Annotated in this window: 22 protein-coding genes; 12 read left to right on the top strand and 10 right to left on the bottom strand. The window is 72.7% G+C overall.

Annotated elements, in window-relative coordinates; all coding sequences use genetic code 11:
- Positions 1 to 111: 111 nt before the first annotated feature.
- The 3 genes from WME83_RS07395 to WME83_RS07385 are packed head-to-tail and all read right to left on the bottom strand — an operon-like array spanning position 112 to position 3,991.
- Positions 112 to 1,764 carry a response regulator gene (locus tag WME83_RS07395; RefSeq protein ID WP_437318546.1) on the bottom strand — a complete coding sequence of 551 codons (1,653 nt, stop codon included), beginning with the start codon at positions 1,762 to 1,764 and terminating at the stop codon, positions 112 to 114.
- Positions 1,761 to 2,186 carry a response regulator gene (locus WME83_RS07390; RefSeq protein WP_437318545.1) on the bottom strand — a complete coding sequence of 142 codons (426 nt, stop codon included), beginning with the start codon at positions 2,184 to 2,186 and terminating at the stop codon, positions 1,761 to 1,763. Before WME83_RS07390 ends, WME83_RS07395 begins: the two co-directional genes overlap by 4 nt.
- Positions 2,183 to 3,991, bottom strand: a complete 1,809-nt coding sequence (locus tag WME83_RS07385; RefSeq protein WP_437318544.1) for a sensor histidine kinase — start codon at positions 3,989 to 3,991, stop codon at positions 2,183 to 2,185. Before WME83_RS07385 ends, WME83_RS07390 begins: the two co-directional genes overlap by 4 nt.
- A gap of 441 nt (positions 3,992 to 4,432) precedes the next feature.
- Here WME83_RS07385 and WME83_RS07380 point away from each other — a divergent pair, with 441 nt between their 5' ends.
- The gene (locus WME83_RS07380; protein ID WP_437318543.1) at positions 4,433 to 5,914 is read left to right on the top strand and encodes a phytoene desaturase family protein; all 1,482 of its coding nucleotides are present in this window, start codon (positions 4,433 to 4,435) and stop codon (positions 5,912 to 5,914) included.
- 46 nt (positions 5,915 to 5,960) lie between these two features.
- Here WME83_RS07380 and WME83_RS07375 read toward each other — a convergent pair whose 3' ends face one another.
- Positions 5,961 to 6,533, bottom strand: coding sequence for a hypothetical protein (locus WME83_RS07375; protein ID WP_437318542.1), 573 nt, complete (start codon positions 6,531 to 6,533; stop codon positions 5,961 to 5,963).
- Between the two features lie 170 nt (positions 6,534 to 6,703).
- Here WME83_RS07375 and WME83_RS07370 point away from each other — a divergent pair, with 170 nt between their 5' ends.
- Positions 6,704 to 7,288: a PH domain-containing protein gene (locus tag WME83_RS07370; protein WP_437318541.1), complete on the top strand. Its 585-nt coding sequence runs from the start codon at positions 6,704 to 6,706 to the stop codon at positions 7,286 to 7,288.
- Between the two features lie 43 nt (positions 7,289 to 7,331).
- Positions 7,332 to 7,550: a hypothetical protein gene (locus WME83_RS07365; RefSeq protein WP_437318540.1), complete on the top strand. Its 219-nt coding sequence runs from the start codon at positions 7,332 to 7,334 to the stop codon at positions 7,548 to 7,550.
- A gap of 122 nt (positions 7,551 to 7,672) precedes the next feature.
- On the opposite strand, the gene WME83_RS07360 is transcribed toward WME83_RS07365, so the two are convergent.
- Together WME83_RS07360 and WME83_RS07355 are read right to left on the bottom strand one after the other, a co-directional pair.
- Positions 7,673 to 8,050, bottom strand: coding sequence for a DUF2325 domain-containing protein (locus WME83_RS07360; RefSeq protein ID WP_437318539.1), 378 nt, complete (start codon positions 8,048 to 8,050; stop codon positions 7,673 to 7,675).
- Positions 8,051 to 8,388: 338 nt separating this feature from the next.
- Positions 8,389 to 8,748: a DUF2325 domain-containing protein gene (locus tag WME83_RS07355; RefSeq protein WP_437318538.1), complete on the bottom strand. Its 360-nt coding sequence runs from the start codon at positions 8,746 to 8,748 to the stop codon at positions 8,389 to 8,391.
- Between the two features lie 483 nt (positions 8,749 to 9,231).
- Here WME83_RS07355 and WME83_RS07350 point away from each other — a divergent pair, with 483 nt between their 5' ends.
- The 9 genes from WME83_RS07350 (at position 9,232) to WME83_RS07310 (ending at position 19,303) form a co-directional block, all read left to right on the top strand.
- Positions 9,232 to 10,242, top strand: a complete 1,011-nt coding sequence (locus WME83_RS07350) for a ferritin-like domain-containing protein (RefSeq protein WP_437318537.1) — start codon at positions 9,232 to 9,234, stop codon at positions 10,240 to 10,242.
- The gene (locus WME83_RS07345) at positions 10,215 to 11,129 is read left to right on the top strand and encodes a hypothetical protein (RefSeq protein ID WP_437318536.1); all 915 of its coding nucleotides are present in this window, start codon (positions 10,215 to 10,217) and stop codon (positions 11,127 to 11,129) included. The genes WME83_RS07350 and WME83_RS07345 overlap by 28 nt, the downstream gene beginning before the upstream one ends.
- A gap of 465 nt (positions 11,130 to 11,594) precedes the next feature.
- On the top strand, positions 11,595 to 12,251 hold the full coding sequence (locus tag WME83_RS07340) for a hypothetical protein (protein ID WP_437318535.1): 657 nt from the start codon (positions 11,595 to 11,597) through the stop codon (positions 12,249 to 12,251).
- Between the two features lie 270 nt (positions 12,252 to 12,521).
- Entirely contained in the window at positions 12,522 to 14,174 is a 1,653-nt protein-coding gene (locus WME83_RS07335; RefSeq protein WP_437318534.1) for a DNRLRE domain-containing protein, read from the top strand.
- Between the two features lie 180 nt (positions 14,175 to 14,354).
- Complete coding sequence (locus tag WME83_RS07330; protein WP_437318533.1) at positions 14,355 to 15,041, top strand: Vgb family protein; 687 nt, start codon at positions 14,355 to 14,357, stop codon at positions 15,039 to 15,041.
- A 256-nt stretch (positions 15,042 to 15,297) separates the two neighbouring features.
- Positions 15,298 to 15,957 (top strand): glutathione S-transferase family protein, encoded by a 660-nt coding sequence (locus WME83_RS07325; RefSeq protein ID WP_437318532.1) that lies wholly within the window; start codon positions 15,298 to 15,300, stop codon positions 15,955 to 15,957.
- A gap of 182 nt (positions 15,958 to 16,139) precedes the next feature.
- Positions 16,140 to 16,892, top strand: a complete 753-nt coding sequence (locus WME83_RS07320; RefSeq protein ID WP_437318531.1) for a dienelactone hydrolase family protein — start codon at positions 16,140 to 16,142, stop codon at positions 16,890 to 16,892.
- Positions 16,893 to 16,982: 90 nt separating this feature from the next.
- Positions 16,983 to 18,479 carry a DUF5924 family protein gene (locus WME83_RS07315; protein WP_437318530.1) on the top strand — a complete coding sequence of 499 codons (1,497 nt, stop codon included), beginning with the start codon at positions 16,983 to 16,985 and terminating at the stop codon, positions 18,477 to 18,479.
- Complete coding sequence (locus WME83_RS07310; protein ID WP_437318529.1) at positions 18,476 to 19,303, top strand: hypothetical protein; 828 nt, start codon at positions 18,476 to 18,478, stop codon at positions 19,301 to 19,303. Before WME83_RS07315 ends, WME83_RS07310 begins: the two co-directional genes overlap by 4 nt.
- Before the next feature lie 133 nt (positions 19,304 to 19,436).
- On the opposite strand, the gene WME83_RS07305 is transcribed toward WME83_RS07310, so the two are convergent.
- The 4 genes from WME83_RS07305 to WME83_RS07290 all read right to left on the bottom strand — a co-directional run bounded on the left by WME83_RS07305 (position 19,437) and on the right by WME83_RS07290 (position 24,488).
- Positions 19,437 to 21,362, bottom strand: a complete 1,926-nt coding sequence (locus WME83_RS07305; protein WP_437318528.1) for an ATP-binding protein — start codon at positions 21,360 to 21,362, stop codon at positions 19,437 to 19,439.
- A gap of 128 nt (positions 21,363 to 21,490) precedes the next feature.
- Positions 21,491 to 22,654, bottom strand: coding sequence for a formimidoylglutamate deiminase (locus tag WME83_RS07300; RefSeq protein WP_437318527.1), 1,164 nt, complete (start codon positions 22,652 to 22,654; stop codon positions 21,491 to 21,493).
- 61 nt (positions 22,655 to 22,715) lie between these two features.
- Positions 22,716 to 23,336 carry a hypothetical protein gene (locus WME83_RS07295; RefSeq protein ID WP_437318526.1) on the bottom strand — a complete coding sequence of 207 codons (621 nt, stop codon included), beginning with the start codon at positions 23,334 to 23,336 and terminating at the stop codon, positions 22,716 to 22,718.
- Positions 23,337 to 23,510: 174 nt separating this feature from the next.
- Entirely contained in the window at positions 23,511 to 24,488 is a 978-nt protein-coding gene (locus WME83_RS07290) for a YegS/Rv2252/BmrU family lipid kinase (protein ID WP_437318525.1), read from the bottom strand.
- Between the last annotated feature and the right edge of the window lie 182 nt (positions 24,489 to 24,670).

The raw sequence follows: 24,670 nt of genomic DNA, 5'->3' as shown, positions 1-24,670 counted from the left end.
GGCCGCCGAGGCGCGAGGGGCGCCAAGAAGAAGACCACCTCTTGGCGCCCTTCGCGCCTTGGCGGTTCATCCCTCGCGCGATCGACGTGATCGGCCGACGCGATCGGCGTTCTACTCGTCGCCGAGGTCCACCGCGGCGCCGGGGGAGCGCGGACCGGGCGCGGCGCCGTCCCCCTCGGCCTCCACGCGCCAGCCGGACAGATCAGCGACGATGCTCAGGAGGCGCGACGCCGAGACCGGCTTCGGAAGGTGCATCTGATAGCCCTCCAGCATGGCCCGACGGGCGTCCTCGACGCTCGCGTAGGCCGTCAGCGCGATCGCCGGGACGACCCCGCCTTCCTCGGCCGGCAGCTCGCGGATGCGCCGGATGAGCTCGTATCCGTCCATTCCGGGCATCCCGATGTCGCTGAGGAGGAGGCGAGGCCGCGACGCGCGGAGCGCGCGCAGCGCTTCCTCCCCGGACTCGGCGAGGACGACCTCGGCGCCGTGATCCTCCAGGATGTAGCGCACGAGCTCGCGCGCGTCGTCGTCGTCGTCCACGACGAGGACGCGAACACCGTCGAGCTGCACCGCGCCCCCCGCCCGACCTCGCGCGCCGTCGCGCGACGGCGCCTGGCGAACGGGCAGCGCCACCGTGAAGGTCGCCCCGTTGCCCTCGCCGCCGCTCTCGGCGCTCACCGTCCCGCCATGCAGCTCCACGAGCTGGCGCACGAGCGACAGCCCGAGCCCCAGGCCCCCGTGGACGCGGCGGATGCTGTTGTCCTCCTGTCGAAACCGGTCGAAGACATAGGGGAGAAAGCCGGCGGAGATCCCCTTGCCCGTGTCGCGGACCTGGAGCTGCGCCGTGTTGCCCTCGCGCCGCACCGTGACCTCCACGCGCCCGCCGGCCGGGGTGAATCGGACCGCGTTGGAGAGCAGGTTCCAGGCGACCTGCTGGAGCCGCTGCGGGTCGCCGGCGATCGCCCCGGTCTCTGGGTCGAGGTGGACGTGGAGCGCGATCTGCCGCGCCGACGCGGCGGGGCGGACGGCGTCGACCGCCGCCTCGACGACGGGCCCCAGCTCGACGTCTCTCACGTGCAGCACGAGCTTGCCGGAGCTGAGGTGCGAGACGTCGAGGAGATCCTCGATGAGCTGCGCCTGGGCCCTCGCGTTGCGCTCGATCACCTCGAAGGCTCGCCTCTGGAGCGAGGGCGCGACGCTCTGCGAGCAGAGGAGCTGCGCCCAGCCCAGGATCGCGTTGAGCGGCGTCCGCAGCTCATGCGACAGGGTGGCGAGGAACTCGTCCTTGATCCGGTTGGCCGCCTCGGCCTCGGCCCGCGCCTTCCGCTCCTTGTCGAGCAGCGCGTCGCGCTCCCGCTCGAGCGCGCGCCGCGCGTCTCGCTGCCGTCGCTCGGCCAGCTCCCGCTCGATCGCGGGGACGAGGCGCACCAGGTTCTCCTTGCGAAAATAGTCGTGCGCGCCCGCCTTCATCATCTCGACCGCGATGTCCTCGCCGATGCTGCCCGAGACCACGATGAAGGGGATGTCTCTGCCGCTCTGCTTCACCATCTCCAGCGCGTTCCGCGCGGTGAAGCTCGGGAGGCGGTAATCGGAGAGGATCACGTCCCAGTCCTCCTCGAGCGCGGCGGCGAGCTCTGCTGCGCTCTGCACGCGCCGGAAGGGATCGCCCGCGTAGCCCCCGCGCAGGAGCTCGGCGCGCACGAGCCGCGCGTCGTCGTCCGAGTCTTCGATGATCAGGACACGAATACGCCTGCGCTCGCTCACGTGGGAGGCTCCTCGTTGAGCGTGAGCCAGTACAGGCCCAGGCTCCGCACCACCTCATGGAAGTCCTCGATATCCATGGGCTTGCAGATGTAGCTGCTCACGCCGGCATCGTAGCAGCGCTCCAGATCGCGCCGCTCCCGCGAGGAGCTCAGGACGACGACCGGCAGGCGCCGCGTCCGCGGGCTCGTGCGGATGCGCTGCAGCACCTCCGCGCCGTCGACCTTGGGCAGCTTGAGGTCGAGGAGGACGACCGCGGGCAGCGCTGGAGGATCGCCCTGCTGCGGGAGCAGGTAACGGAGCGCCGCTTCACCGTCCCACACATGGACGATCGGCCTCGTGATGCCGGCCTTGCGGAGCGCGCGCTGGGTCAGGTGCGCGTCGTCCGGATCGTCTTCCACGAGGAGGATAGAGCCGTGGCTCATGCGTCACCCGAGCTCGAGGTGCCGAGCGTGAAATACAGCGTCGCGCCGCGCCCGACCGCGGCGTCGAACCATGCGCGCCCCCCGTGCTTCGCGATCACGCGTTGCACGATCGCCAGGCCGATCCCCGTCCCCTCGAACTCCGACGCCGCGTGGAGCCGTTGGAACGGCCCGAAGAGCTTGTCGGCGTACTCCATGTCGAAGCCCGCGCCGTTGTCGCGGACGAAGTAGGCTCGCCCCGCTCCCGCGCGCTGGGTCAAGCCGAACGCTATCTCCGCGCGCGCGCTCTTCGAGGTGAATTTCCACGCGTTCCCCAGGAGGTTCTCGAGCACCACGCGGATGAGCCTCGGATCGCACAGGTCGACGAGGCCGTCGTCGATCCGCACGTCGACGTCCCTCGTCGGATGGCGGTGGCGCAGCTCGCCGATCACGCCGCGCGCGAGCTCGCTCAGGTCGACCCGCTCGCGGCGGAGCTCCGCCCGGGTGAGGCGCGACAGCGCGAGCAGGTCGTCGATGAGCTGCCCCATGCGCCGCGCCGCGGCGAGGGCGCGCGCGAGGGTGTCGCGCCCCTCCTCGTCGAAGGCGCCGGCGTACTCCTCGTCGAGGATGCGGCAGTAGCCGGCCACCGCGCGCACCGGGGCGCGGAGATCGTGAGAGACCGAATAGCTGAACGCCTCCAGCTCCGAGTTCGCCTGCTGGAGCGCCGTCGTCCGGTCGGCGACGCGCGTCTCCAGCTCGGCGTTGAGTCGCGCGAGCGCCTCGTTGGCCTGGGCCAGCGCGCGCTCCGCCTGCCTCTTCTCGGTGATGTCCTTGGCCACGACGACGCCGAAGCGGACCTGCCCTGCGGGGCCATGCACGGGCGCGGCGCTCGCCAGCATCCAGACCTCGCTGCCGCCGCTCGACGTCGTCACCATCTCCTCGTCGGGGACGACCTCGCCGCGGAGGGCGCGCGAGAGCGGCAGCTCGTCGGGCCGGTAGAGCTGGCCATCGGCGCGGCGGAGCGCGCCGGGCCGCTCTCCGGCGGACGCCTGGCCGGTGAGCCAGCCGAGCTCGCCCGTGAGCCCCTTCATGCTCTGGTTGGCGTACACGATGGCCCCCGTCCGGGGCTCTGCGAGCGCGACGCCCACGGGCAGCTGCGCGAGCACCTCGTCCCGCTCGGCGTCGGAGCGGCGCCGTTGCACCGACGTCCTCCACGCCGCGGCGCCGACCGCGAGCGCCAGCCCGAGCGCCGCGCCCGAGCTGCTCACGAGGAACACGGTGACGCGATCGCTCCGGTCCGCCGCGCGCCGCCGGCGCGCGAGCAGCGCCTCCTCCGCGTCGAGGATCTCGCCGACGCGGACGCGGATCTCGTCCATGGTCTGCTTGCCCAGGCGGCTGCGCTCGAGGTCGAGCGCGTCCTTCACCCGCCCTTGCCGTCGGAGCTCGATGAGCCTGGCCAGGTTCGCAAACCACCGATCGGTCAGGGCGTCCAGATCGACGAGCGACCGCAGCCGGCTCCCGTCGTGGGCCATGAGCTCACGGAGGCGGCTCAGCCGGCTCTCCGCGTCGTGAACGCCGGCGTGGTACGGCTCCAGGAACTCCTCCTCACCGCTCAGCAGATAGCCGCGTTGGCCGGTCTCGGCGTTGAGCAGGGAGGTGAGGAGCCTCTGGAGCTCCACCTGGACGTCGGCGGTCCTGCGCACGAGCGCGGTCGATCGAGAGAAGCTGCGAAACGAGTAGAGCGACGAGCACACGAGCACCGCAGCGGCGGAGACGACGACGAGCAGCCAGGGCGTCCTGGCGCAGGAGCGTGAGATCGGTGAGGTCATCGGAAGGTCGGTTTTCCCGCCAAGCGCGCCCGGCCGCGCGCGGTGCTGCCGTCCGGGCCCCGCGTCGCGCCGACCCTACCGTTTAGCACCGGATCCGGAGCTCTGGCACCGAGCGAGCCGCACGGAATGCGCAGGGTACGGCTGGCAGGCTCAGCCGATATCCCGAGTGGAGAGCAAGGGATGGCGAGCTCGACCGGCGGTGAGCGGGCCTGCGGGTGAGCTCGCCAGGGCGTTCTCCTGCGGATCGCAGGATGGATGAGACAGCATCTCTGCGGTGCGCCAGAGTGAGACGCGCATGGCCGATCCCATCATGATGGAGGGCTCCGCGCGCCGGACGGGGCGCGGCCCGAGCGCCTCGGCCGTTCCATGGCCTTTTTCGTTCCCCTCCAGGCCGCGATCGGGTAGCCCACGACCGACGATGGCGGCCGCGGACTTCGGGTCATGGATGTCGTCGTGATCGGCGCGGGCCCGAACGGGCTCGCCGCAGCCGTCGCGCTGGCCGGGGCCGGCCTCTCGGTGCGCGTCGTCGAGGCGCGCGACACCATCGGCGGGGGGGCGCGCACGGCCGAGCTCACGGGCCCCGGCTTCCGGCACGACGTCTGCTCCGCCATCCACCCCACGGCGGTGATCTCGCCGTTCTTTCGCACGCTGCCGCTCGCGGAGCACGGCGTCGCCTGGATCTACCCCGAGGCGGCGCTCGCCCACCCGCTGCCCGACGGGAGGGCTGCCCTGCTCCATCCCAATCTCGACCGCATGGCGGAGACGCTCGGCGAGGAGGACGCGGCGTCCTGGCGCGGCCTGTTCGCGCCGCTGCTCGCGCAGGACGGCGCGCTGTTCGCCGAGCTGCTCGGCCCGCCGCTGCGCCTACCGCCGCGCCACCCGCTCCTGCTCGCGCGGTTCGGCCTCTCCGCCGTCCGCTCGGCGGCGGGGCTCGCGCGCGACACGTTCCGCGGCGACGCCGCGCGCGGGCTGTTCGGCGGCTGCGCGGCGCACGCGTTCCTGCCGCTCGAGGCGCTGTTCTCGGCGTCCTTCGGCCTCGTGCTCGCGCTCGCGGCGCACGCGGCGGGCTGGCCGATGGTGCGCACCGGCTCGCAGGCGCTCATGGACGCGCTGGCCGCCCTCCTGCGCGCGCGCGGCGGCGAGATCGAGACGGGCCGCGCGGTCGCGTCGCTCGACGAGCTCCCCGCGGCGCGCGCCTACCTCTTCGACACGACGCCGGCGGCCATGGCGCGCATCGCGGGCGACCGGCTCCCGCCGGGCTACCGGCGCCGCCTCGAGCGCTTCCGCCACGGCCCCGGCGTGTTCAAGATCGACTACGCCCTCGACGGCCCCATCCCGTGGAAGGCGGCCGCGGCCGCGCGCGCGGCGACGGTGCACGTGGGCGGCGCGCTCGATGAGGTGGCGGCCTCGGAGCGGGCGCTCGCCGGCGACGCGCCCGCGGAGCGCCCCTTCTGCCTCGTGGCGCAGCAGAGCCTGTTCGACGGCACGCGCGCCCCCGCCGGCAAGCACACCGCCTGGGTCTACTGCCACGTGCCGCCCGGCTGCACGGTCGACATGACGGCGCGCATCGAGGCCCAGCTGGAGCGCTTCGCTCCCGGCTTCCGCGATCTCGTGCGCGCGCGCGCCGTCCACACCCCCGCCGCCTTCCAGCGGTACAACGAGAACTACGTCGGCGGCGACATCGCCGGCGGTGCCAACGACTGGATCCAGATCTTCGCGCGCCCCGTCGCGAGCCTCGACCCGTACGCGACGCCCAACCCCGCGATCTACCTCTGCTCCAGCTCGACGCCGCCCGGCGGCGGCGTCCACGGCATGTGCGGCTACCACGCCGCCGCGGCCGCCCTCCGGCGCGTGTTCCAGAGGCCGGCGCCCGCCCTCGCCGCGCCGGCGCCCCGCGCCGCGCTGCCGCCGCGCGGCGGCTGAGGCGCCGGACGGGCGGCGCCCGAGCGAGCGCGCCCTCCCGGCGCGGTCACCCCCACGACACGTCGAACTCGCAGGCCTTGGCACCGCGGAAGCGGCAGCGGGTGTGCAGGCAGCGGCCATCACGGGCGCCCATGTGCGACATGAGCCGCTCCTGCCAGACCGGGATGCCCACCGAGCAGGTGATCGGCCCGGGGCCGCGGTCCGGGAGCCGTGACGCGGTGAGGCGGACCGTGAAGCGCTTCGGGGCGACCTCGCTCGCCTCCATCGTGCCCTCGTCGAAGTAGCGCTCCCACAGCGAGGCGGACCTGCGCAGCACCGTGGCGGGGGACGCGGCCTTGAGCAGCACGGTAAAGAACCGTTGCAGGTCCTCCTCGGCGATGGCGGCGGCCACGGGCCGGAAGCACTGCGGATGGCCGCCGCCGAACAGCGTCATGTAGCGGTCGGTGAGGCGGTTCCAGACGCCCACCGGGTACCAGCCGTGCGGCAGGATGATGCCGCCGACCTGCGCGGCTTCCTGCGGGCTCAGGCCTTCCAGCCACTGCTCCACGCCGGCAGCGCCGTGCTGCGCGGCCACGAAGTTCTTGAACCCCCCCAGCGCGTTGCCCTTGACGTTGCTCATCGAGTCGCTCCACCGGGCGGCCATCGCCAGGCCCGTCGCGTGCCGGGTGCCGCGGATCCTGACGAGGGTCCCGCGCAGATGCAATCGCGTCGGTCGGGCGCTCCGCAGAACCGGCCGGCGTGGTCGTCGACGCGTTACCTGACGACGGGCGCCGTACTACAATCGCCGGCGTGAAACCGTGCCCCTTCTGCGCGGAGCAGATCCAGGACGCCGCGATCAAGTGCCGCTTCTGCGGCAGCATGCTCGAAGAACGAGCGCCCGCGGCTGTCACGGCCCTGGCCGCGCCGCTCGCCCCCGCGCCGGGCGCGCTCTCCCCTGCGCCCGGCGCGCTCGCGTCGCCGGGCGGGGCGCGCGTCCTCTTCGAGGGGGCGCCGAGCTGGAAGGCGTGGTTCTGGTCCTACGTCGCCGCGAGCGTGCTCTCGCTCGTGCTGGTGGGCCTCGTGTGGATCGGCATCCTGCACTGGAAGCGCAAGAGCCTCCGCTACAAGATCACCGACCGCACGATCGACTATGAGGCCGGCCTGCTCACGCGGCGGGTCGAGACCCTCCAGCTCTGGCGGGTGCACGACCTCGACCTCCGCCAGACGTTCATGGAGCGGCTGCTCGACATCGCCGAGATCCGCGTGTTCACGCGGGACGCGAGCGATCCCGAGCTCGTGATCCGGGGCCTGCCGGCGTCGCGTGAGCTGTTCGAGGCGCTGAAGAACGCGGCGGAGCTCGCGCGCCAGCAGCGCGTGCTCGGGGTCGTGCAGTAGCGCGACCTTCGCGCGGCGGCGCAGGCCTGATAGGAGACCGCCCATGTCCCCCAGGCGATCCCCGTTCGACGATCTCCCGGATGTGCGCGACGGCCTGACGCGCGCCGAGCGCATCATCCTCTGGAAGCTCTCCGAGCTCGAGCGGGAGTTCGGCGGCCGCAACGTGCCCACGGCCACGCTCTACGGCCGCGTCGTCGAGCACATCGATCTTTCGGTTCCCGAGTTCCAGCGCCTGATGCAGCGCCTCGTCGGCGTGCGCTGAAGGCGCCCCGGAGCGCCCCTCTCCAGCGCGCGGCGCCCCTCTCCAGCGCGCGGCGCCCCTCTCCAGCGCGCGGCGCCCCTCTCCAGCGCGCGGCGCCCCTCTCCAGCGCGCGGCGTGCCTCGTCAGGCTGCCCGCTGCTCGATCGCCGCCCGCTGCTCGATCGCCGCCCGCAGCGCGGAGACCGAGGCGCTGCGCAGGTACACGACGGGGGCGCCGTCCGCCGCGAGGGTCTGCATCTGATCGCGCAGCGCGTGCGAGACCATCGTCACCATGATCACGATGAGCGCCACCTTGCCCGCGCCGTGGCGCGCGCCCGGCGGCACGCGGTTCTCGTAATGGCGCAGCGACCAGCCGTGCTTCTCGACCACATCGCGGTAGCGGCTGGACATGCCGCCGCTGCCCCCGATGACCAGCACCGTCTGCTCCTCGCGCTTCCTGTCGACCGCCTGGGAACGCCGCTGCGCCTTCATGCGATCTCCCTGGAGCAAGCCGTAAGCCACGCTCTCCAGCGCGCCATTCTCGGCGGGATCCTCGTCATCGGCCTCTATTCCGGGGCAAATTGTCGTTGCCCCGGAAGGCCCCTTGTCACCGTGACATGAGAGCTCCCCTGGAGGCGGGGAGAGCATGGCTCTTGTTCGCCCGCCTCATGATCGAATCCGACCGCGACCACGGGACGGCCCGGAACGGACCTCCACGGGACGGCCCGGAACGGACCTCCACGGGACGGCCCGGAACAGACATGCTGGGATTCGTGGGGAAGAGATGGGAACAGGGGGAGAGGCGCGGCGCCGGCTCCGCGGCGGAGGGCCGCTGCTCGCCGCGGCGGCTTGACGTCGTGTCAGGCGGTCCGCTGCTCGAGGGCGGCGCGCAACGCGGAGACCGAGGCGCTGCGCAGGTACACGACGGGAGCGCCGTCCGCCGCGAGGGTCTGCATCTGGTCGCGCAGCGCGTGCGAGACCATCGTCACCATGATCACGATGAGCGCGATCCTCCCCACGCCGTGGCGCGCTCCCGGCGGCACGCGGTTCTCGTAATGGCGCAGCGACCAGCCGTGCTTCTCGACCACATCGCGGTAGCGGCTGGACATGCCGCCGCTGCCCCCGATGACCAGCACCGTCTGCTCCTCGCGCTTCCTGTCGACCGCCTGGGAACGCCGCTGCGCCTTCATGCGATCCCCCTGGAGCAAGCCGTAAGCCACGCTCCTCGAGCGGGCATTTCCGCGCAAATCTCGCGGTTCGGGCCTTATTCCCCGGCAAAATGTCGCCGCATCGCGAAGGCCTCTGTCATCGTGACATGGCGCGCGCGACGACCGGATGCTGCCCCGCAGTCGCGAGCATCGGGGAATATTCCCGTTCACGGCAGCACCCCGCCGGTGCGACCGGCGAGGATCCGGAAGACAGGGGACCACCGGGAACGCCCGCCGAAGCTCCGCAGCGCCGCAAGGGCGTCCCTCGATGCAGGCCCCCCCACGAGCACGGAGACAGACCTACATGCCGTCCCGGTTGCGCGCGGCCGAGGCACCCGCGGGCGGTGGCCAGGCTCGACGGGGAAGATGGCGCAACATGATTAGTTTGTAACACTAACAATCTGCACGCCGGGCGCGCCACGGACACACGCCACGGCGACCCGCCGGCGACCGCGAGCTGTGGTAGGGAGCAGCGCCGCTCTGCCCTGCCGTGCCATGATGTCTCCCGCCCCGCCGCCCAGCGCCCCGCCTCTGCCTCCGTCGGGCGCCGTCGAGCCGCCTCCGCCGGGCACCGTCGAGCCGCCTCCGCCGGGCGCCGTCGAGCCGCCTCCGCCGGGCGCCGTCGAGCCGCCTCCGCCGGGCACCGTCCAGCGCTGGGCCTGGGATTACGTCCTCGCGACCGATCTCGCGCACAAGCTCGAGCCGCCGCCCGTGCCGTCGGTCTGGGAGCCCGACCCCACGACGCCGCGCCGCATCGCTCGCCCGGGCCGGCCCGCCGAGCTGCGCATCTCCGCGCGCGCATCGAAGAGCCCGGGGCCCGAGGCGCTGCGCAACCCGGCGCGACGCGCGCAGCTCTTCCACGCGTTCATGCACCACGAGCTCCAGGCCGCAGAGCTGATGGCCTGGGCGCTGCTCGCCTTCCCGGAGACGCCGCGCGCGTTCCGCGGCGGCCTCGTCCGGATCGCCCTCGACGAGGTGCGCCACATGCGGCTCTACGCCGCCTACCTCGCCGCGATCGGCCACCGCTTCGGCGACTTCCCGGTGCGCGACTGGTTCTGGTCGCGGGTGCCCGCCGCCGCGTCGCCTGCGCAGTTCGTGGCGGTGATGGGGATGGGCCTCGAGGGGGGCAACCTCGACCATACCGCGCGCTTCGCCGAGCGCTTCCGCGCCATCGGCGACGACGAGGGCGCCGCGCTCACCGAGCGGGTCTGCGCCGAAGAGATCCCGCACGTGCGCTTCGGGGTCCGCTGGTTCCGCCGCTTCACCCAGGCGCCGGGCGGCGCCTCGCCCCACCCGCCGGGCGGCGCCTCGCCCCACCCGCCGGGCGGCACCCCACCTCACCCGCCGGGCGACTTCGAGACGTGGGTCCGCCACATCCCGTCGCCCCTCTCGCCGCTGCTCATGCGCGGCGAGCCGATGAACCGCCGCGACCGGAGCCGGTCCGGCCTCTCCGAGCCGTTCCTCGACGCGCTGGCCGCATGGACCGAGCGAGCGCCTGGGTCCTGAACTTCGACGCCGACGAGGAGCTCGCCCGCCCCGCGGGGTACACCCCTCGCGCCGCGGTCGCCGGCAGGGCCCCGGAGCTCGCCGGCCGGGTCGCGGCGCTGCTGCGCCCCGGCGACGTCGTGCTCAGCCCCGACCTCCCCGCGCCGCTGGTGCCGCCAGCGCCGCCCGGTACCGCGCTCGTCGGCCGCGCGTGGTGCCCCACGCCCCGCGCCCGGCGCCTCCTCGGCCGCGCCGGCGTCCCCCTCGCGGACGCGCCGCCGCTCGAGGTGCTGCGCCGCGTCAACCACCGCAGGTTCTGCGCGGATCTCGGCCAGACGCTGCCCGGCGCGCGCCATGTTGTCACCCTGGCCGAGCTCGAGGCCGCGATCGCCGCGCCCACGCCGACCGGCCACTGGCTGCTCAAGCGGCCGTTCGGCTTCGCCGGACGCGGCCGCCGCCGGGTCGCCCGCGGCCCCCTGCCGCCCGACGCGCGGCCCTGGGCGGCCGCGTCGCTCGACCCCGCCTCGCCGGACAGCGGGCTGCAGGTCGAGCCCTGGGTCGAACGCCGCGGCGACTTCTCGCTGCACGGCCACGTCGCCCGCGGCGGCGCGGTCCGCCTCGGCGCCCCCTGCGTCCAGCGCTGCGACGACCGCGGGGCCTACCTCGGCGCCGCGCTCGCCGGCGACGGCGACCTCGACGGCGACGAGCGCCGGCGGCTCGTCGAGGCCGCGCTCGAGGCGGGCGAGGCGCTCGCCGGCGCGGGCTATTTCGGGCCCTTCGGGATCGACGCCTTCCGCTGGGAAGACGAGCGCGGGGGCCTGCGCTGGAACCCCCGCTGCGAGATCAACGCGCGGTACACGATGGCGTGGGCGATCGGCATGGGAGGCGCCCGGCCCGACCTCGAGTGACCGGCGCGCGACGGACACGCCGCGCGGAGGCCGCGCCGCGATCCCGACACCGACTTGTTGCACAAGAGATCGGCCGCTTCCTCTATAGCGGTGCTCCGAAGGCAACGAGACGATCCGTCGAGACGCCACGAACAAGAATTTCCCGGCTCTCCTGGCGTCCTCGGCGTCCTCTCGACCTTCTCCGTCCATATTGGCTGTACCCGATGCAGCCGAGCTCCGCGCTGGCAGCTCGTCGTCCGGGCTCGTCTCTGGTCTCGTGAGGGGGGCGCCACAGAGGCACGTAGGATACAGAGTCTCTTCTTTCTTTCTCTTGCCCTCCTCTGTGCCCTCTGTGCCTCTGTAGTTCCCCCTCTCCTCACCCACCGAGACCAGCGGCGAATCCGGATGACGAGACGCCGGCCTCGCGCGTGCACGCTCACGCGCTCTCGGCGCTCGGCCGATGATCGCGTGAGAGGAGGGATCGACATGAGTCTGCCGGCAAGGACAGAAGCGCAGCGGCCAGCGCGGCGTCGCGCGACGGACGGGGGGCGCAGGGCTCTTGCGCTCGCGAGCGCCGCCGCCGTCGCCGCGCTGCTCGCGGCGTGCGGGCCGGAAGGAGCGAGCCCGGAGCCGGGGCCGTGCGGCGGCGCGACGTGCACCCCGGACCAGGTCTGCGTGTACCCGCCGGGCGACTGCGGCGAGGGAGGCATCGTCGCCGGGAACTACGGTGTGTGCCAGCCGCGCCCCACGTCGTGCGACACCGCCACGCCCCGAGAGGTCTGCGCGTGCGATGGGAGCGTCTACGCGAACGCCTGCGAGGCCGCGCGGGCCGGCGTGAGCATCGGCAGCGGCGAGGAGTGCAGCGGCGCCGCGCCGCCGGGGACGATCGCGTGCGGCAGCTACTTCTGCGACGCGATCTCCGAATACTGCCAGATCGTCGAGGATGGTCACGACGAGCTCTTCAAGATGCCTACGCGGCGGACCTGTGAGGAGATACCGACCACCTGCATGGCGGAGCCGTCCTGCGACTGCCTGTCCGAAGCCGCCGCCGACCCCCGCGAGGGCGATTGCTCCAGCACGCCCGCCTGCACACGAGGCGAGTCGGGCAGCTTCGCCGTCCAGTGTCTCGGAGATCTCTATTGACACGCCGCCGCGCCGAGCACCACGTGCATGCGTGGCGAGGACGCCCCACACGGCTGGACAGCCCGCCGCGCACGCGCTCATGCCGTCTCGGGCGCCTGCGTCGCATCACGGAAAGGACACAAAATCACCACCAAAACGTTGATGCTTTATCAATCGACGTCCCCGTAATTTGCTCGCGCAACGCTCACACCAAAGTTCGAATTCACAAGAGAAAGGCACGCATTCATGCAGAATTCGCGCGCGCGAGATGAATCACCCGGACACAAGCGAATGGCGGCGAGCTGGTCTCGGCTGTCGATGGGCGTCCTCTGCGCCGCCCTCCCGGTGATCGCGGTCGTCAACGCCTGCGGAGCTGAGGGCGACATCGAGGAGATCTCGGAGGCGCAACAGGCGCTGACCACCGTCTCCTTCCAGCAGGGGTCGCTCCCGAGCTCGTCGTACGCGGGCTCGACCGACGCGACGATCCGGCAGGCCGCCGCCACCACGAACTACGGCGGGGCGACCACGTGCGAGGCCGACGGCGACGACGGCTCGGGCGTGGACAAGTCCTGTTTGCTGAAGTGGACCCTCTCCGGCATCCCCGCGGGGAGCACCGTCCAGTCGGCGTCGATCACCCTCCAGGTCACCGACGGCTCCTCGAACACCTACAACGTCTACGAGGTGAAGCGCTCGTGGGACGAGGCGCAGGTCACGTGGAACAACGCGACCTCGTCGGCGGCGTGGGCCACCGCGGGCGCGCTGGGCTCGACCGATCGCGGCAACCTCGTGGGCAGCGTCACCGGCAGCGCCGGCTCCAGGACGATCACCCTGAACGCGGCCGGCGTGGCGCTCGTGCAGGCGTGGGTCGACGGGACGTCCAACAACGGCATCGTCATCGCGAGCTCGTCGAACACGGACGGCATCGACTTCGCCTCCTCGGAGCACGCCACCGCGGCGCAGCGGCCCAAGCTCACGATCACCTACGGGGCGTCGAGCGGGACCGGGAGCTCGACCGATCCGGGGCTCCTCATCGCCTTCATCGGCGACCAGGGGAACAACGGCAACGCGGACGCGGTGCTCCAGCTCATCGAGGACGAGGGCGCCGCGGCGACCATCCACAACGGCGACTTCGACTACGCCGACAACCCGGCGGCGTGGGAGAACCGGATCAACAACATCCTCGGCCCGAACTATCCTTATTTCGCCATCATCGGCAACCACGACGCCGCCGCGTGGGGCGGCAGCAGCGGGTACGCCAGCTATATCCAGGCCCGCCACGCGCGCGTGCCGGACATGAACTGCACGGGCGAGCTCGGCGTCAAGGCGACGTGCAACTTCCGCGGGCTGTTCATCGTGCAGTCCTGCATCGGGACGAGCGAGCTCCGCTCGAGCTGCGGCGCCAACGCGTCCGATCAGGTGAGCTTCATCCAGGACGCGCTCGCGAGCGACAGCTCGATCTGGTCGGTGTGCGCCTGGCACAAGAACCAGCACGACATGCAGGTCGGCGGGAAGTCGAACGAGGTCGGCTGGAGCGCCTACCAGGCGTGCATGAACGCCGGCGCGATCGTCGCGACGGGGCACGAGCACTCCTACTCGCGCACGCTGACCCTCACCGACGTCGGCAACGCCTCGACCGGCCACGGCAAGACGGGCGCCTTCAACCTGGTCGAGCTCGGCCCGAACCGGAGCTTCGTGTTCGTGTCGGGCCTCGGCGGCGTGGGGATCCGCGATTACGAGGCGGCGAGCCACGACGACGACACGTGGTGGTCGTCGTACTACGCGAGCAACAAGTGGGTGAAGAACGGAACGCTGATGTCCGGCACCGCCGACTACGGCGCCCTGTTCATCCGCTTCAACGTGGACGGGGACCCGAAGCGCGCGACCGCGTACTTCAAGGACGTGGACGGCCGCCTCGCCGACGAGTTCACGATCCAGGTCCAGTAAGGCGCGGCGCGCCCGCGCCGTCGGAGCGGCGCCTGCTCGCCGAGGTCGCGGCGCTCGCGCCGCCGCTCGCCAGATTCACGACAACCTTGTTGCTCCCAGGGGCGCCGCCGCTGCGTTACACCTCTCGTTGCCGGCGGACGGCGCGCGAGCACGCGCCGCGCGGGCGAGGGAGAGCCCAGCATGAAGACCACGGAGAACAGGGCGGGCCGGGGCGCGCGCAAGGCCCCGAAGCGCGCGGAGATCGTGCGCGAGTACGGCCCCTTCCCGGGCACGCCGCGCATCCACGGCGTCACCTACGACGGCCAGAACGTCTGGTTCGCCAGGACCGAGAGGCTCGCCGCGATCGACCCGGCGAGCGGAGAGGTCGTGCGCGAGCTCGACGTCGCTGCCCACGCAGGGACCGCCTTCGACGGCGAATACCTCTGGCAGCTCGTCGAAGACCGGATCCAGAAGGTGGACCCGAAGACGGGGCGCGTCGTGCGCAGCATCCCCGCGCCTGCGCAAGGGCGCGACTCGGGCCTGACGTGGGCGGAGGGGACGCTCTGGGTGGGCGAGTACCGGGCGCGCAAGGTCCACCAGATCGACGCGACGACAGGCGCGATCCTCCGGACCATCGAGTCGAATCGGTTCGTCACCGGCGTCTCGTGGGTCGACGGGGAGCTCTGGCACGGCGCCCAGGAGGGCGAAGAGAGCGAGATCCGGCGGATCGATCCCGCGAGCGGCGAGGTGCTGGAGCGCCTGGAGATGCCCGAGGGGGTCGCCGTGACGGGGCTCGAAGGCGATGGCAAGGATCTCTTCTTCTGCGGCGGCGGGACGAGCGGCAAGGTGCGCGCCGTGCGCAGGCCGGCCGCCCGCGCCCAGCGCTGAAGAGGGGTCGAGGACGGGCACGTCTTCGTGGGCCGAGCGGGCGCGCGTCGCTCCGCGAGTCGTTCGAGGGACCGTCGTCACGCGGACGCCCACCGAGGGTCCACGGCGTCACCCGGATTCGCCGGGTGCATTCCGGTCCCTGCGCGCCGAAGGATGATGTTGCGCTTCGAGAGCATGAGCGAAGGATGGCCGAAGGTCATCCAGAGGTTCGGCGCCGTCGCCGAGGGACACAACTCCACAGAGGCAAAGAATCCAAATGAACGAGATCACCGTCACGGGATTCCGCTGGGCCCCGCCGTTCGCACAAGGGCTGGTTCGCGACTTGCGCGTGCGCTGGTCGCTGGAGGAGGCCGGGCTCCCCTATGAGGTCAGGCTGATCGATCGCGGGGATCTGAGCTCGCACGCATACCGTCAGAAGCACCCCTTCGGGATGGTGCCGGCCTTCGAGGCGGAGGGTCGGTGGCTGTTCGAGTCGGGCGCCATCGTGCATCACATCGCCGCGGAGTCCGAGGCGCTGATGCCCGCCGATCGGCACGGCCGCGCCAGCACGGTCGCCTGGATGTTCGCCGCGCTCAACACGGTCGAGCCGCCGATCCAGAACCTCTTCGCGATGGACGTGCTGCACGGCGAAGAGCCGTGGGCGAAGCTGCGGCGCCCCGGCGCCGTGGACGAGGTGAAAGTCCGGCTGGACGCGCTCTCCGCCTGGCTCGACGGGCGCGACCATCTGGTCGATCGCTTCACCGCGGCCGACGTCCTGATGACGACCGTGCTGAGGCTCCTCCGGCACACAGACCTGGTGGCCGGATATCCCGTGCTCGACGCCTACGTCAAGCGCTGTGAGGCGCGGCCGGCCTTCCAAAAGGCCCTGCGCGAGCAGATGGCGGACTTCGCTCGCAACGCTCCGGTCGCAGCCTGAGGCTGCGCGATGCGCTCGGCCTCGGAGCGCGCGAGCCCGCTCCCGCCGGTCCCCGGCGAGCCGCGGGCCGCCCCGGCGACCTACCCACGGCGGGGCGCGGGCCGCGGGCTCCCCGACCTGGCGGCGACGGGCGCCTCCGGGCTAGAACGCTGGCTCGCTCGAGCTCGAAAGGGACAAGGACAATGCCGCTCAAGCCATCCCCGCACATCCACGCCGAACGCCTCGATTACGCCGAGGGTGAGACGGTCTGCGAGGCGTACGTCGCGCACGACGCCTCGAGCGCCGCGAAGCGGCCGTGCGTGCTCATCGCCCATGCGTGGGCAGGGCTGAACGAGGCCATGCACGAGAAGGCCGCGGAGCTGGCCGGCCTGGGCTACGTCGGCTTCGCGCTCGACCTGTACGGCAAGGGCGTCCGCGGCGGCGAGATGGAGGACAACTCGCGGCTCATGGCGCCCTTCATCGAGGACCGCGGCCTGCTCCGCCGGCGCCTCGAGGCAGGTCTCGCGGCGGCCAGACGGCACCCGCTCGCCGACCCCGACCGCATCGCGGCCATCGGATACTGCTTCGGAGGCCTGTGCGTCCTCGACCTGGCGCGGAGCGCGCCGCCGGGGCTGAAGGGCGTGGTGAGCTTCCACGGGCTGCTGCACCCGCCGAACCTGGGACCGCAGGCGCCCATCACGGCCAGCGTGCTCGTGCTCCACGGCTGGGAAGACCCGATGGCGCCGCCCGCCGACGTGCTCGCCCTCGCGCGCGAGCTCACCGAGGCGAAGGCCGACTGGCAGATCCACGCCCACGGCCACGCGATGCACGCCTTCACCTACCCGGGCGCGAGCCTCCCGCAGGCAGGCATCCAGTACGACGCCGCGGCCGCCCGACGATCGTGGGCGGCGATGCGGAGCTTCCTCGAGGAGGTCCTCGAGCACCGGTCAGGCTGAGTCGGGCCCGGCGGCTGGGCCCGCGTCGGGCCCATGCCTCCCGAGGCGCTCGATGGCAGAGCACCCGTCGGGTACGCTGCGCCCCGGACCATGAAACAGCCCGCGCCGCGCTCCCCCGACGCCTCGGCCCCCGAGGCCCACGCGAACGCGCCCTCGCGGCCCTCGCCGCCGTCCTCCAACGCCACGACCGTGGTCCAGAAGCCGCGCGTGCCCGACGCCTTCGGGGAGGCGCCGACCATCGTGTACATGCCGAGCGACGAGCCCGGCCGCGCCCCTGAAGGCGCCGCGCCGCGCGCGCCCGGCGGCCCGCCCGGGAGCGCCGCGGCCGCCGCCGCGACCGGCGGCCGGGAGCGTGGCGCCATCGACGACGTCACCCTGCGCATGCCGCCCAAGGCCGGCGCCCCGGGCGGGGATCACGACGACCGCACGCTCAAGATGCCCGCGCGGCCGGCGCAGTCCACCGGGGAAGACGACGCGCCGACGGTCAAGGCCGAGCCCAAGCCGTCCTTCGTCGACCTCGACGCCGAGGCGCAGGAGGAGGGCCGGCCTCAGGACCTCAAGTCGGCCGCCCGCGCCTTCTTCAAGCGCCACCACAAGACGCTCTGGTGGCTGCACACCGCCTACGCGCTCAGCCTCGGCGCCTTCGTGGTGTCCTTCGCGCAGAAGGGGTTCCAGCACGCGCGCTTCCTCGCGATCTCGGTCAGCGTCGCCTGGCTGCTCGTGCTCCTGTTCTTCCGGCTCTTCGGCACCGGCGCCCGCCAGGACTTCGCGACCGCGTGGCGGGGCGCCCGGCTGCGCTTCCTCGTGATGACCTATGTCCTGAAGAACCTCTATCAGGGCATGCTCTTCTTCCTCCTCCCGTTCTACTGGAAGAGCGCCAGCCTGGACGCGCCGAACCGGTGGTTCGTCCTCCTCCTCGGCGCCTGCGCGGTGCTCTCGACGCTCGATCTCGTCTTCGACCGCGTGCTCATGCGCTGGAAGACGCTCGCCTCGGTGTTCTACGGGGTGACGCTGTTCGCCTGCCTGAACCTCGTCATCCCCGCGCTCCTCCCCAACACCCGGACGCTCTACACGCTGCTCTCCGCCGCCCTCGTGTCCGTGCTCGGCTTCTGCACGCTTCACCTGCCGTTCGGGGCGCTCTGGAGCCGGATGGGCCTGGTGTTCCTCGTCATCGCGTCGGCCGCCGGGGTCGGGCTCGCCTACGGCACGCGGGAGATCATCCCGCCCGTGCCGATGCACCTGTCCTCCGCCGCCGTGGGCCCCTCGGTGCTCCCGGACGGCCGCCTGGCTATGTCCGTGAAATCGCTGCATTTTTCCGTGATTCGGGAGCTCCGCGCGGTGACCGACGTGGTGGTGCCGGGCGGCGACGGAGACCGCCTCGTCCACGTCTGGCGGCACGAGGGGCGCGAGATCCTCCGCGCGCCGGAGGAGACGGTGCGGGTGCCTGGCCCGGAGGGCGCGGTGCGGCTCAAGTCGCAGCTCGTGGGCGGGAGCCTGCCGCGCCGCCTGGCCGGGCACTGGACCGTGGATGTCGAGACCGAGGACGGCCAGCTCGTCGGCCGCACCGCGTTCGAGGTGACCGAATGAAGGCGCCGCTCCAGGGCGACCGGGCCGGCGCCGCGCAGCGCGCGCGGTGGGTCGACGCCGGCAACATGGCGAACGGGTTCCTCGTGTTCGGCAACGTCGTCACGGGCTTCATCGCGATCGGCAACGTCGCGCGCGGGTTCATCGCGATCGGCAACGTCGCCGTCGGCGTCATCGCGATCGGCAACGTCGCGTTCGGCGTCGTCGGCGGGTTCGGCGCGACGATCGCGGTCGGCGCCTTCGCCGCCGCGGGCGTGCTCTCCTTCCCGGTGCTCGACGGCGCGGCGGGCGTGGCCAGCGCGACCGATCTGCACCTGGTCCTGTCGGTGTTCCCGATCGTGCTCTGGCTCGTCGCGGCGCGCCTCTTCCCGGGGCGGCGCGCGCCCCGCCTGGGCCCGAGCCCCGAGCTGACGCCGCTCCGCGCGCTGCTCCGCGGCGAGCGCCCCGACGGCTGGGTCCGCGCGCGCGTCGAGCGGGCCGGCGCGGGCGCGCTCCGGCTCGCGCAGGGCGGCGCGCGGATCCAGCTGCCGGCGACGCCGGAGGCGCTCGGCGCGTGCGGGGCGCTGCTCCCGGAGCGCGGGAGCGCGCGGCTGTTCGCGTACGTGCGCGCGGAGGAGCACGTCCGCGGCGGCGAGGGCGGCTACCGCGAGGCGCAGCGGCGGGAGCGGGTGCTCACCGTCGCGGATCTGGTCGAGCCGCCGGCGTGGGTCCCGCCGTGGGTCGACGGCGGCGAGGCGCAGTGGTGGCTCTCGCGCGCGTGGAAGGTGGGGGCGGTCGCGGCGGTGGTCCTGAGGGCGGCGCAGCTCGTCATGAGCGCGATGGGGTGAGCGCCCCTCGTCAGCGCTGTCCGGCGCCGGAGCGCGGCTTCGCCGCGCCGACCTCGTCCACGCCGCGCGCTCCATCGCCCAGGAGCACACGCAGCGTCGGGGCGCGTCGAGCGCTCTTTACACCCATCGTCTCCTACTCCGTCGTGCTCGCCTCCGCCTGCGGCATCGGAGCGACGTCGCCGCGCTCGGCCTCTGGGGGCAGCGGCAGCCGGACGCGGAGCGTCGTGCCCGCGCCGGGCTCGCTCTCGACCAGGATCTCGCCTCCGTGCGCCCACACGATCAAGCGGCAGACGTAAAGCCCGACGCCGAGCCCGCCGTGCGCATCCGGTTTCCATCGAAAGGGCTCGAAGAGCCTGTCCTGCTGCTCGGGCGTCAGGCCGACGCCGCGGTCGTGCACGCAGATCTCCGCAGCCCCGCCGTGCGCGCTCACCGACAGCGTGATCGGCTGTCCAGCCCCGTGCCGCGACGCGTTCGACAACAGGTTCATGACGACCTGCTCGATGCGCGACTGGTCCCAATAGCCGAACACAGGCCCGCCAAGTCGGAGCTCCATGGAACATCCGTCGGCCTCGAGCTGCTCCGTCATCTGCCGGATGGTCCTGCGCGCGAGCTCGCTGAGATCGGCCCTCTCCAGGTTCAACGCCGGCGGACCGCTCGAGAAGCTCGCGACGACGAACATGTTGTTGATGACCTGCGTGATCCGGGCGAGCTCACGCGAGGACACCTTCAAGAAGCGGCCGAGCTCCTTCGTGCCCATCGTCGGCACGACAGGCTGAGATCCCGAGCGCAGCATGTGCTCGTACAAGAGCCGCAGGCTCGTCAGCGGCGTGCGCAGCTCGTGCGAGGCGAACCGCAGAAACTCCTCGCGGACACGGACGGCCTCCTTGAGCGCCGTCTCCGCGCTCTCCAGGCGACGGACACGATCTTCGAGCTCCCTGCGCAGATCTCGCTCCCGTTCCACGCCGGCGGCCAGGTCCTCCGCGCGCCGTTGCAAGAGGAGCGTCATGACGAACGCGACGAGCAGCGTCACGGCACACGCAGCGAGGACCACGCGGCGCGTCGTATAAAACACGACGTAGGCCTCGCTTCTATCGATCTCGGTCGCGAGGCCGAGGTTGAGCTCCGGATCCCACAGCCACGCGCCGACGACGTCCATGCCGCGGTAATCGCGATAGCCGTCGACGTCGATCCCGGCGTTCCCCGCGACGGCGCTGGTCGCCATACGTGTGAGCGGCTGTTCGGTTCGGGGCAGGGGGTACGGGACGCCGTACAAGACGGCTCCCCCGGGATCGCGCAGCTCCACGTTGAGGATCGAGCGCTCGCCGGCCGGAAGGAGGCCCATGTCGCGCAGGTTCTGAGAGAACCTGAGCTCCGTGACGACTCGCCCACGCTTGTCGAAGGCGTAGGTCTCCCCTCCTGCGCCGACCTGCCCGCGCTGGACGCTCTCCGTGAGCTCCTTTCCAGGATCGATGCGGAAGGCGAGCGCCGCGATGACCTCCCCTCCCTCGGTGGGCGCGCGCACCGGCGCCGCGACGAGGAGCGTGGTGACGACCTCGCCGAGGGCGGGCGAACGCATGCGAAAAGGCGCGCCGATGACGACGGAGCCTCGCAGGCTCGCGGAGATGGTGTCCTGGTCTCGGGCGCTCAGGGTCGTGGTGGCGATGAGCTCATCGCGATCCGAGGCGATGTGGGTACCATCCATCGCGATGACGTCGAAGCCGAGGCATCCATTCTGCTGAACGACGCCGTCCAGCGCGCGCCGCAGCTCCTGGAGGTGCGGGCTGTCGTGGAGCGACCCGTTGTCGCGGCGCTGCTCGATCAGCGCTGCGACCGCTCGCCGCAGGCTCGGCTCGCCGGCCCAGAAGCGCGCGGTAGCCTTCGTGTTTCGCGCCCATGTCAAGAGCCCTTTGTGGGTCGTCGAGAGCACTGCCTGGAGAGCCGCCGCGACGTTCCGGCGATGGACGGTCTGGATCTCGTGGAGGCTCGCGAGCAAGACGAGGCCGACCGGCAGCAGCGCTGCCAGAGGCGTCCAATGATGCCAGTCTCGTCTCTCGACCATGGCGCAGGCGAGACGCCTGAACCTCACAAATCACACCACCGTGACGTGTGAGCTCGTTGCACGCTCGCCCGCGCAGCCCGAGCCCGCTCGAGACCCCCGGATCGGCGGCGGACCGTCGCGCCGCCTCGTCAACGCACAGGCGAGGTCGAGGTCGTCGGGTTCCCCTCCACGATCGCCGGGCTCCCGCTGTACACCACCGCATCCAGGAGCCGCTCCTCCCGCACCAGCGCGAGCGCCGGCGCGTCCCGGCGGATCGAGATGCCGCCGCCCGCGTCCGCGAACCCGCACGCCTCCGCCCCGCGCCGCGAGCCGATCTCCCAGAGCGCCTCGGCCGGCGTCCCCTCGCCCTCGCCCCGCAGCGTCACGCGCTTGCCCGTCCGCAGCCGCTCGCCGAGCTCGACCCCCCGCAGGTCCTCGAACGGATCGGTGATCACGTGGCTGTCGATCCCCACGCACAGCCGCACCCCCGCGCCGCGCAGCGCCCCCACGTCGGGCAGCCCGTCGCCGAGGTCGCGCTCGGTCGTCGGGCACAGGCACGCGAACGCCCGCGCCGCGCCGAGGAGCGCCGGCTCGTGCGGCGCGAGGTGCGTCGCGTGCACCGCCACGAAGCGCTCGCTCAGGACCCCGCGCTCGGCCAGGAGCTCCACGGGGCGCCGGCCGGTCTCGGCGAGGCACGCCTCGATCTCGGCCGGCTGCTCGGCCACGTGCATGTGCACCATGAGCCCGCGCTCCGCGGCGTACCGCGCGATCTCGCCGAGCCACGCCGGGGGCACGGCGCGGACGCTGTGCGGCGCCACCCCGACGCGCACGTCGTCGCAGCCCGCGTAGCGCGCCCGCAGCGCCTCGACGTCCGCGAGCGCGGCGTCGAGCGAGCCGTCCGAAAACCGCCGCTGCGCCCCCTCGGGCGCCCGGCCCGCGCCGGCGCGCGCATAGACGACCCGGAGGAGCGCGATCCGGAGGCCCTCCGCGCGCGCGGCCTCGATCACCGCGTCCGCGAGCACCGTGCGATCCGCGTAGGGCGCGCCGTCCGGCTGGTGGTGCACGTAATGAAACTCGCCCACCGTGCGGACGCCCGCGGCGCGGAGCTCGCGATAGGCCACCTTCGAGATCGCGTGAATGGACTCGGGCGTGAGCGACGCCGCGAGCGCGTACATGGCGGTCCGCCACGACCAGAAGTCGTCCGACCCCGACGGCCCCGGCCGCTGCGCCTCCCCGCGCATCCCGCGCTGGAACGCATGGGAGTGGGCGCTCGCCAGCGCCGGCAGCTCGATGGCCCCCGCCGTCAGCCTCATCGCCGCTCGACCTACCACGCCAGGGAGGCCGGCGGAAGGCGCGGCGCCCTCGCGCTGCCGGTCACTCCTCCGGTACCGTGATGAGCGTCAGGCAGCCGAGGCTGAGCTCGCCGCAGGCCTCCATGACCGCATCGGTGTCCCGCTCTTGGTCGTACCACGCCACGGTGAGCGCGCTGCACGCGGGGAGCACGCTGCGAGAGTACTCGCTCATCGCGGCGGCGCACGCGTCGATCTCCGCGATGGTCGCCGTGCACTGCGTGGGCGCGACACAGGGTTCCTCCTCCAGCGCCGCGACGACCTGCTCGACGAGCTGCTCTGCCTGTCGCGGGTCGGCCATGCAGCCCTCGTACTGCTCGGCGCACCTCGCCCGCACCCCGGCGTCGTCGGTCCCGGGATCGTCCCCGAACATCGCGCCCATCACGCCGATCATGCGGCACACGTACTCGACGTCTACGTCGTCGGCGCTGCACTTGCGGTATCCCCTGCACGCCTGCTCGGCCTCCGCGGGCGTGAGCGCATCGACGACCGCCGACGGTTCGAACCCCGAGCACGAGGCCTCGCCGGTCCCCTCACCGACCGTCGCTTCCTCCGGCGCCGTAGCCCCGTCATCCCCGCAGCCGAGGCCCGAGAGACCACAGGCCAGGCACACCCCCACCACCCCCGCCCAGAACGTCGATCGCATGCTTCCAAGCTCCCTTGAAGGAATCAGGCTCAAGCTCCGCCCCACCGGCGAAACCACCTTTCCTTACGCAGGGCCGCTGTCGCTTCCCCCTCGTGTTCCGCGTCACAATGCTGCTGTCGCCGCCGCGGCGGGCACGCGCGTCGCGACGGCCGCCGCGCCGGCCGCGCGGCCGCCTCAGGCCTTCGGCTCGACCTCGAGCTCGGGCAGCCCGTCCAGCTTCACCTCGACCTCGGCGGCGGGCGGCGGCGCGGGGACCTCCTCGCGGCGGGCGGCCATGACCGTCAGGGCGCGCGGGAGGCACTCGACAACGAGGGGCGTGGTCCCGACCTCCTCGCCGTCGATGAGCACGCGCTGCGGCGGATCGGTGCTGATGAGGACCCGCCGGGCGGCGAGGAACCCGACGTTGTCGCGCTCGGCCGGCTCGCCGTCGATCGCGGTCCGGAGCAGGTGCAGGCCCGTCGCGACCGCCTCGACCAGCGTCGTCGCCGACACGATGGTGACGTCGAGCCGCCCGTCCTCCGGCGACACGACCGGCGGCCCCTGCGCCAGCACCGTGCGCGCGGGCGCCATGTTCGCGACCGTCACCGCCACCGCCCGGCAGTGGATCCGCTGGTCGTCCGTCACGATCTCGACCCCGAACGGCTCCAGGCTCATCAGCTTCTTCAGCCCGGTGCCGATGTACGCGAGCACCCCCCAGCGCTGCTTGGCGTCCTGCGGGGTCTCGCCCACGGTGTCGGCGTGGAGCCCGACCGCTGACAGCAGGATCATGGTCCTCCCGTTCGCGCGGGCGGCGTCGATGCGCGTCGGCTCGCCGCGGACGAGGACCTCGATGGCCCCCTCCAGGTCGTCCGGGATGCCCAGCGTGAGCGCGATCGAGTTCGCCGTGCCGAGCGGCAGGATGCCCAGGCACGTGTCCGTTCCGAGGAGCGCGGACGCGACGCTCGAGATCGTCCCGTCGCCGCCCGCCGCGATGACCAGGGGGGCGCCCTCGCGGCGCGCCGCCTCGGCGCACGCGGCGGCGCTGCGGTCCGCGCTCGTCTCGTAGACGCTCAGCGCGAACTCGCGCTGGAGCCGCGAAGGGAGCGACTCGACCGCATCCCCGGCGTGGCCTGCAGCAGGGTTGAAGATCAGCGCCGCTCTCCGCTCGGTCATCGCCGTATCCTAGAACGCCGAAGCGGTTGAAACCCCAAGAAAATTCGTCACGGAGCCCGCGGGCCGCCGCGCCGACGCGGGCGAGGCCGAGGGCGGCGCCGCCGCCTCGCGCCGCCCGCCCGCTCGGGCGCGCTCCCGGCGGCTGTGCCTGCGTGCGCCATGCGCGTGACAGGAACGCCCCG

The sequence above is a fragment of the Sorangium sp. So ce385 genome, assembly GCF_051474135.1.
In the GTDB taxonomy this organism is placed as follows: Bacteria; Myxococcota_A; Polyangia; order Polyangiales; family Polyangiaceae; genus Sorangium; species Sorangium cellulosum_D.
This window is presented reverse-complemented; position numbering and strand designations above follow the sequence as displayed.